We start from the raw sequence: 7,943 nt of genomic DNA, 5'->3' as shown, positions 1-7,943 counted from the left end.
GGGTAATGGGGAATGGGTAATGGAGGAAATAATTTTGGTTAAACTAACTATTCTAGTGGTGCCTATAAGTAGAAAAAAACGAGGCAAATTATGAGATACCAAGTGAATATCCTAGAGCCAACAGATGATTGGTATTTACAAAATAACATCAATAAAGAAGCTAACAAACTATACCATCCCACTCGCAATATTCCTTTTGTCCAGCAAGTGGAAATTCATTTAGAGAATTCAGGTGTAATAATTCAAAAAGGCTCGCTCCATAGGTGTATGGGTAAATTAACCTATGGAGTTTATAAAACCGATAATCGCCTGAAAGATGTCTGGATAGCGATGACGACAGAAACCGATTACAACGCGCCTATCTACAAAGGGACTGGTGCAGTTTACCTCGAACCAAGGCAAAAAGGATATTTCCTCCATTATACGGCTGTGGATCTATTAGATTCAGAACAATGGGAATTTGATGATGGTATATTTCGGTTTTGTTCTGATAATGTAGTCTTGGGAAGCAAAAAATTAAAAGTTCGACAAATGGCTGCTTCTGGTGATGGATTATGTCGGGTTGCCCTGAAAGCTTTACCCAATCAAAAAGGTAAAGTTGTACTGGGTACAACAGCACCAGCTAAGATGATTGAACTCAATAAAGGTGAAACTTTAATCGCTGATTATGACTTCGTAAAAGGATTTACTAATGGGATTACAGAAGAGTATAAAAAAATGGGGCATTTTGGTAAAGGTGGTGGCGAAGGTTATGTTTGGATTTATGAAGGTGTAGGGAAGTTATTAGTTTCTGAAACTGAGGGGATGGGTTTGGGTTAAATTAGGTTTTGAATAACAGTAAAATATCCTCATCGTCAAATGATTGACAGCCATAATTCCTCCCTACTATCTAAAATAATCTAGCAATGAATGAAACCCTTTTTTGTGTAGAAAATTTACGGGTTGCTTATCCCGGCAGTAAATCAGGAGAAACCACTCGTTGGGCAGTGGATGATGTTTCCTTTACTCTCAATCCTGGGCAACGTTTGGGATTGGTGGGGGAATCTGGTTGTGGGAAGTCAACATTGGGGCGTGCGGCGATGCGGTTGTTATCAGCATCTACCCAAGTTGAGGGAAAGGTTAAGTTTAAGGGAAAATCGGTATTTGATTTAACGCCTTCTGAGTTACGGAAATTTCGTGGGGAGGCGGTGGCACTGATTTTTCAAGATCCCATGACACGCCTAGATCCTTTGATGACGATTGGGGAGCATTGTCTGGAAACTTTGAGGGCACATCAACCGGAGTTATCAAGAAAAGCATGTAAGGATAAGGCGATTGAAACATTGGAAACTGTGAAGATTCCAGAGAGTCGTTTCTCTCAATATCCCCATGAATTTAGTGGCGGAATGCGGCAGAGAGTTGCGATCGCACTGGCTTTATTACTTAATCCTAAATTAATTGTAGCTGATGAACCGACAACGAGTTTAGATGTGACGGTATCGGCAGAAATTTTAACGGAATTAACGCGATTGTGTCGGGAAAGAGAGATGGGATTGCTCCTGATTTCCCACGATTTGGCAATGGTGGGGGAATATTGCGATCGCATTGCGGTAATGTATCAGGGCAAAATAGTAGAAACTGGGGCAATCCAGGATATTTTACGGAAACCACAACACGAGTATACGCGATCGCTATTGCAAGCTGCACTACATATTCAGGCAGTTAGTGATGATAAAGCAGATTTAGCAGCGGATTTAGCAGCGGATGAGTTATCGGGTTTAGCAAGGGGTTTAGCAGGGGATTTGGCAGCGGATGAATTATTAGTTTCTTCAGGAAAAATCAGCAACCTATCCGCTGAAATCGATCGATCATCCGCTACATCCGCTACCAAATCCGCTGCCAAGGCTATATTAGAAATTAAAGAATTAAAGCAATATTATACCTTAGAGCAGAACTTTGTCGCCCAATTATTCACCAAAGACAAGCAATTTATTAAAGCCGTAGATGAAATAACTTTTGATTTAATTAAGGGTGAGGTTTTGGGATTAGTAGGGGAGTCAGGCTGTGGCAAAAGTACCCTGTCTCGCACTATTTTACAATTGATTCGTCCGACTTCGGGAACAGTTGAATTTGAAGGGAAAGATTTAACCAAATTGAATAAAAAATCGCTGCAAGAAAAGCGGCGACAAATACAAATGATATTCCAAGATCCCCATGCTTGTTTGAATCCTTTGATGCGGGTGGGCGAGAGTATTGCCGATCCTCTATTTATCCATAATTTGGCGACACCAGGGGAAGCAAAGGAGCGGGTTGAGGCAATGTTGAAAAGGGTGGGTTTGACTCCCGTGGAGGAGTATTACTATCGGTATCCGGGGGATTTGTCGGGGGGACAACAACAGCGGGTAGCAATTGCTCGTGCCTTAATTACTCATCCGAGTTTGGTGATTTGTGATGAGCCTGTGAGTATGTTAGATGCCTCGGTACAAACACAGGTGTTGGAGTTAATGCAGTCGTTGAAAGATGAGTTTAATTTGACATATTTGTTTATTACTCACGATCTTTGGGTGGCGCGGTTTTTTTGCGATCGCATTGCTGTAATGTATCAGGGGAAAATTGTGGAGTTACGGGAGACGGAGGAATTGTTTAGAAATCCTCAGCATCCTTATACTAAGACTTTGTTAAGCGCTGCTCCTTTATTGGCGACTCAAATGGGATAGATTATTTTGTTAATTGCTAATGGCTAATTGTTAATTGTTAATTAGATAATTTTTCTACTCCCCACTACCAGAGGGTAGTCCTTTACGAGATAATGCGGTAAACTTGTTGTATAGCTTGCAAACTAATTTGACAGCCAATCAAAGGTTAGATCAAGAGGATAGGAGGTTAATTGTGGCCTTAGCACCACTTTTTCAACAAAAACTAGAAGAGGCTATCCAACAAGGTATTCAACAAGGGGTTCAACAAGGTATTCAACAAGGGGTTCAACAAGGTAGACAGGAAGGTGTTCAACAAGGTAGACAGGAAGGGGCTCAACAAGGGGTTCAACAGGGAAAACGCCTGATTGTAGAGAATTTATTGAGGGTTCGCTTTGGGGAATTTAGCGATCGCATCTTACCACTAGTCGAGCCTTTGTCTGGCTTGCCTTCAGAGGATTTGACGTTGTTGTTACTGCAATTCTCTCAATTATCTGGAGATGAGTTGGGTGTCGAAGAAGTACCGCGTTTGGTTGTGGAAGCTTTCCTGAAATTGCGCTTTGGGGAATCGGATGATGATTTTGCCAGGATGGTTGAGTCTTTGTTGGCTTTATCTTCTGATGAGTTAGCTTCTTTATTGTTGCAATTGTCTCAGGTTTCCCGTGATGATTTTTTGGCTAGGTTTGGTGAATAAATCGGTTGAGGATTTAGAAGTCGGATTTTTTAGTAAGTCTGACTTCTAATTTTTGTGTTTCAATCCCTAAAAGGGATTTAAGTTGATTTCAACCTTCGTTCCCAGTGTGAGGAAATTTATCATTGTTCTGGTTTCAATCCCTAAAAGGGATTTAAGTTGATTTCAACACTGGATGCTATTTAGTCGATTGGAAGAAAAAAGTTGCGTTTCAATCCCTAAAAGGGATTTAAGTTGATTTCAACAATCGGAAATAGAGGAAGTGGGGGAAATGGTGCATGTTTCAATCCCTAAAAGGGATTTAAGTTGATTTCAACAAATGGGAACATATTTCCTTGGAATCTGGAGTTATGTTTCAATCCCTAAAAGGGATTTAAGTTGATTTCAACTCGTCGGTATCTTTGTGATTTAAGTATTGCAGAGTTTCAATCCCTAAAAGGGATTTAAGTTGATTTCAACTCTAACTAAAAAAGCGTTAGAGAATTTCGGGGTTGTTTAAATCCCTAAAAGGGATTTAAGTTGATTTCAACCGATAGAATGAATTAGCCACCCAACAAAGACTGAAAGGTTTAAATCCCTAAAAGGGATTTAAGTTGATTTCAACTACCAAGCAAGCCCTGGGCTTTCGCTTCAGTTAAGTTTCAATCCCTAAAAGGGATTTAAGTTGATTTCAACGGGGAAGTAGCCATCGTTGATGTATTTACCCCTAGTTTCAATCCCTAAAAGGGATTTAAGTTGATTTCAACTAGTACATGGAGGGCCATTGCCTCGTTGAATTTAGTTTCAATCCCTAAAAGGGATTTAAGTTGATTTCAACCAGAAGACTTTCCAGAAGACTTTCCAGAAGATTTTCCAGAAGTTTCAATCCCTAAAAGGGATTTAAGTTGATTTCAACCTGCGATCGCACTTTCCTCTCGGGTCTGGGTAGGGTTTCAATCCCTAAAAGGGATTTAAGTTGATTTCAACGTGTGTTTTTCATAAGTACGATTGTAGTGTCAATGTTTCAATCCCTAAAAGGGATTTAAGTTGATTTCAACATCTATTGATACTTTTAAGCATCTTTGTTACCTGTTTCAATCCCTAAAAGGGATTTAAGTTGATTTCAACATTGGTTCCCCTGCAAAAAGGGAGGTATCGATAATTAGTTTCAATCCCTAAAAGGGATTTAAGTTGATTTCAACCACCGGGAGCAATCGAGATCCGTCTGTAATTGTTTTCGTTTCAATCCCTAAAAGGGATTTAAGTTGATTTCAACGTAGTAGCAGAAACAATTAGCGATCGCGTTGCTCAGTTTCAATCCCTAAAAGGGATTTAAGTTGATTTCAACATTAGCGATTCAAACTATTTCTGCGGCATTGATTGTTTCAATCCCTAAAAGGGATTTAAGTTGATTTCAACGAGGGCATTCCTTAAGTGGATATTAGCGCCTAAAGATGTTTCAATCCCTAAAAGGGATTTAAGTTGATTTCAACGGCATTATATCAGCATCCATGTCTCGATCCCCAAGTTTCAATCCCTAAAAGGGATTTAAGTTGATTTCAACACTTTACCTTCAGGCACTTGAGTTATCTGTGTTAGTTTCAATCCCTAAAAGGGATTTAAGTTGATTTCAACATGGTAGGGAACAGTATAGATTTAAGGAATGCTGATGGGTTTCAATCCCTAAAAGGGATTTAAGTTGATTTCAACAATGGACTACAGCAGACAGATTATCGACTACATCTTAGTTTCAATCCCTAAAAGGGATTTAAGTTGATTTCAACTGAATAAGGCAAAGCTTGGCGACTGGCAACAGCACGTTTCAATCCCTAAAAGGGATTTAAGTTGATTTCAACGATAAAATCTCTCAGAAATTATCCTCTCGCGAAGCGTTTCAATCCCTAAAAGGGATTTAAGTTGATTTCAACATTCTTGCGCGATTGAGCAAGGAAATCGATCTTTGGCAGAAACTAGTTTCAATCCCTAAAAGGGATTTAAGTTGATTTCAACGCTTCGGAGTCGCGATCGCGCCACTCTGCATCAGGTTTCAATCCCTAAAAGGGATTTAAGTTGATTTCAACAGAAACACTATGTGTATCTCTCCATTCCATTCAATTTGTTTCAATCCCTAAAAGGGATTTAAGTTGATTTCAACCCTGAAACCCTAGGGTTCCTCCACTAACCTCTCTATGTTTCAATCCCTAAAAGGGATTTAAGTTGATTTCAACTGCTGAAACCTGGAAGGCTTACTGTATGTAGTTTTCAAGGTTCGGTTGCGCGGTTGAGAAAAATTATAGCATTTGAGCATCTGGTGTGGCAAGACCCCCATGAATAAAATAGTCTAAAACCAAGTCACAGTAAGGATTTGAGAGATTGCGCGGCTGAAAAATTTGGGTGATGACTCTCAAATCATTATACAGAAGGCACTTCAGCCATTTTTCCCAACCGCTGAAAAAAAACACCTACCCATCCGCGCATTCGGCAAAAAATATCGTGTCATCCCGAAGTGCTTCGCCGCCGATTCGTTCCACTTTTCTCTGGCAGCACGCACAGAGGGAGTAAAAACGGATACTATCGGTGTTTGGATTAATCAGCTTGCTCAAGCGCGATCGCAACTTGGCATACTGGGTATCGGTCAAGTCACACTCAAATACACTATACTGCATCCACTGCCCGTAAGACTTGAGGATACTATGGATTTTAGTCCGGCGCTTGTCTTCAGGGATATCATAAGATACAACAACATACATCGTCCACTACCTCACAATTAACGGTGGATACTTGTCAATTTCACCCATCAGGTATTTCGCCAAGAGTCGCGCCTGAATTTCAAAAGCCTCCTGATAGCAACATTTTCGTCCTAAAACCGGATGCCTGAACTCAGATTGTTTTTTCTGTTCGTACAAACGGAGAAATGTTTTTAACCCATCTGGTGTCAAAGATACTGCATCACTAATAGGTTCATTGATAAAATCAGAGAGTTTCAAGAAACGTCGATTAATCCCATTAAGCACCATTGCATCCACTACCAATGGTCGAAATTCTTCCATTAAATCCAACGCTAATGATGGGCGACCATAATGTTCGACATGAAGATAACCCAAATAGGGATCGAAACCAACAATATTAACTGCACTTTGGATATCGTGACGCAAGAGAGAATACCCCAGACTTAACAAGGAATTAACCGGATCTTTAGGCGGACGGCGGTTTCGCTTTTCAAAGTGAAATTCCGTAACTTGAATCAGTTGATTGAAACAGCCAAAATAAGCCGCACTTCCCGATCCTTCTAACCCACGGAGTGAATTAATATTAGAGGTGGTATTAATCGGTGCGATCGCACTATAATTGCCCGAACTTGCCAGGTATCTTCGCGGTATATTTCAGATAATGTATGAACGCGATCGTGTAAGCTTGTTCCTTCAATTGTGTACTGGTTATCGGTGAATTCTCCTGCACAAAACATCCGCCAACAGCGATGGGGGCAATAGGCGTATTGGTTGAGAGAGGCGATGGGTATGTAGTCTGTTTCGTTCATAGATTTTGAGTAAATTATAAGTAGATTCAGGTTTTTAGATTCACCCAATTATCCGCCAGTCATCCGCCAGTCATCCGCCAGTGGTTAAAACCACTGTCTCATAGCTGAAGTCGGTTGAAACCGACTGCGGATAATAGATTTCGATAGCAATTTGATCGTGCATTACAACCGAATCCGGCTGGTAAGTTTAGTCAGTTTTAACTGACTTAAGCTATGAGACAGAGAATTTATTCTCTGGCGGATGTAAACAACAAACAGTCAAATTAATTAAGCAGAATTCACTCGCCTAACCATCCCCATCCCCATCGGCGTTTTCCGCCCCAAGCCACAATAAAGAGCAAAATCGGCCAACGCATTAATTTGCTTAATCCTCACCGCCTCCACATCGCCAAAAATCCGATAACTAATTTCTCCCACACAGCCGATAAACTTGCTGCGAGAATCAGCAGCAATCTCAGTATGGATATTAAAAAAGTTGGGAAAAAGTGAATCTATCGAAAAATCCGATAACTCAATCCCGCTGTATTTATGCCACCGACTGAGGAGACTGTTAAATACACAGTCTTTTGTAGGCAGGGCAGTATCGAATTTTCCTTGGCGGAATGCGGCTGGAGTAGCGAAGGAGAAAGAAATAGTGCGATCGCAATCTGAAGCTTCCTCATATAATTGAGTATAACTACAAGCATTTGCCCAAGGTTGAGTAGATTGAGGTGTACCGAGAATGCTGGTAATATATAAGTCAGCGGAACCTAAATGCCAGGGATGTTTGGGATTAATATTTAACCAAAGTTGAGTTAGTTTGCTAAATAGGGTGTCATCTAATAAGGAGATGCGCCACCAACAGGGAGTATTTGCAGGAATGGGTTGGGTATGTGAGTATTGCAAAATATTGTGGCGGGGTAGTGATTTTTTGGTGGTAATTTGTAAGGGGCTGAGGGTGAATGCTTTTTCAGTTTTTTCATCATGGAGATGGGTTCCTAATTCGATATCGACGTGACTTACTAGGTTTAAGAATAGGGCGTGGAGGTGTCTACCTGTTAGGAATTGGGGGTAGATGGGGGAG

General features: G+C 40.7%; 5 protein-coding genes, 2 pseudogenes and 1 CRISPR repeat array. Of the genes and pseudogenes, 3 read left to right on the top strand and 4 right to left on the bottom strand.

Annotated features, from left to right (window positions below):
- Positions 1-90: 90 nt before the first annotated feature.
- The 3 genes from NJ959_RS22020 to NJ959_RS22010 all read left to right on the top strand — a co-directional run bounded on the left by NJ959_RS22020 (position 91) and on the right by NJ959_RS22010 (position 3,366).
- Entirely contained in the window at positions 91-819 is a 729-nt protein-coding gene (locus tag NJ959_RS22020) for an AIM24 family protein (RefSeq protein ID WP_254013888.1), read from the top strand.
- A gap of 86 nt (positions 820-905) precedes the next feature.
- Positions 906-2,696 carry a dipeptide ABC transporter ATP-binding protein gene (locus NJ959_RS22015; RefSeq protein ID WP_254013887.1) on the top strand — a complete coding sequence of 597 codons (1,791 nt, stop codon included), beginning with the start codon at positions 906-908 and terminating at the stop codon, positions 2,694-2,696.
- Positions 2,697-2,823: 127 nt separating this feature from the next.
- A complete protein-coding gene (locus NJ959_RS22010) occupies positions 2,824-3,366 on the top strand; it encodes a hypothetical protein (protein WP_254013886.1) in 543 nt (180 codons plus the stop codon).
- Between the two features lie 56 nt (positions 3,367-3,422).
- Positions 3,423-5,570: a CRISPR direct-repeat array (repeat unit 37 nt; unit sequence GTTTCAATCCCTAAAAGGGATTTAAGTTGATTTCAAC).
- Between the two features lie 234 nt (positions 5,571-5,804).
- Here the strand turns inward: NJ959_RS22010 and cas2 are convergent.
- The 4 genes and pseudogenes from cas2 to cas6 all read right to left on the bottom strand — a co-directional run.
- Positions 5,805-6,092, bottom strand: a complete 288-nt coding sequence (cas2, locus tag NJ959_RS22005; protein ID WP_254013885.1) for a CRISPR-associated endonuclease Cas2 — start codon at positions 6,090-6,092, stop codon at positions 5,805-5,807.
- A gap of 6 nt (positions 6,093-6,098) precedes the next feature.
- Positions 6,099-6,683 (bottom strand): annotated as a pseudogene (gene cas1, locus NJ959_RS22000) (CRISPR-associated endonuclease Cas1); the annotation flags it as partial.
- Positions 6,671-6,880 (bottom strand): annotated as a pseudogene (locus tag NJ959_RS21995) (CRISPR-associated protein Cas4); the annotation flags it as partial. The pseudogenes cas1 and NJ959_RS21995, both read right to left, overlap by 13 nt.
- A gap of 267 nt (positions 6,881-7,147) precedes the next feature.
- The coding region (gene cas6, locus NJ959_RS21990; RefSeq protein WP_254013884.1) for a CRISPR-associated endoribonuclease Cas6 at positions 7,148-7,943 on the bottom strand (796 nt) is incomplete at its 5' end.

The sequence above is a fragment of the Limnofasciculus baicalensis BBK-W-15 genome, from assembly GCF_024178385.1.
In the GTDB taxonomy this organism is placed as follows: domain Bacteria; phylum Cyanobacteriota; class Cyanobacteriia; order Cyanobacteriales; family Coleofasciculaceae; genus Limnofasciculus; species Limnofasciculus baicalensis.
The sequence above is the reverse complement of the archived record's forward strand: the minus strand, read 5'-3'. Positions and strand labels throughout refer to the sequence as shown.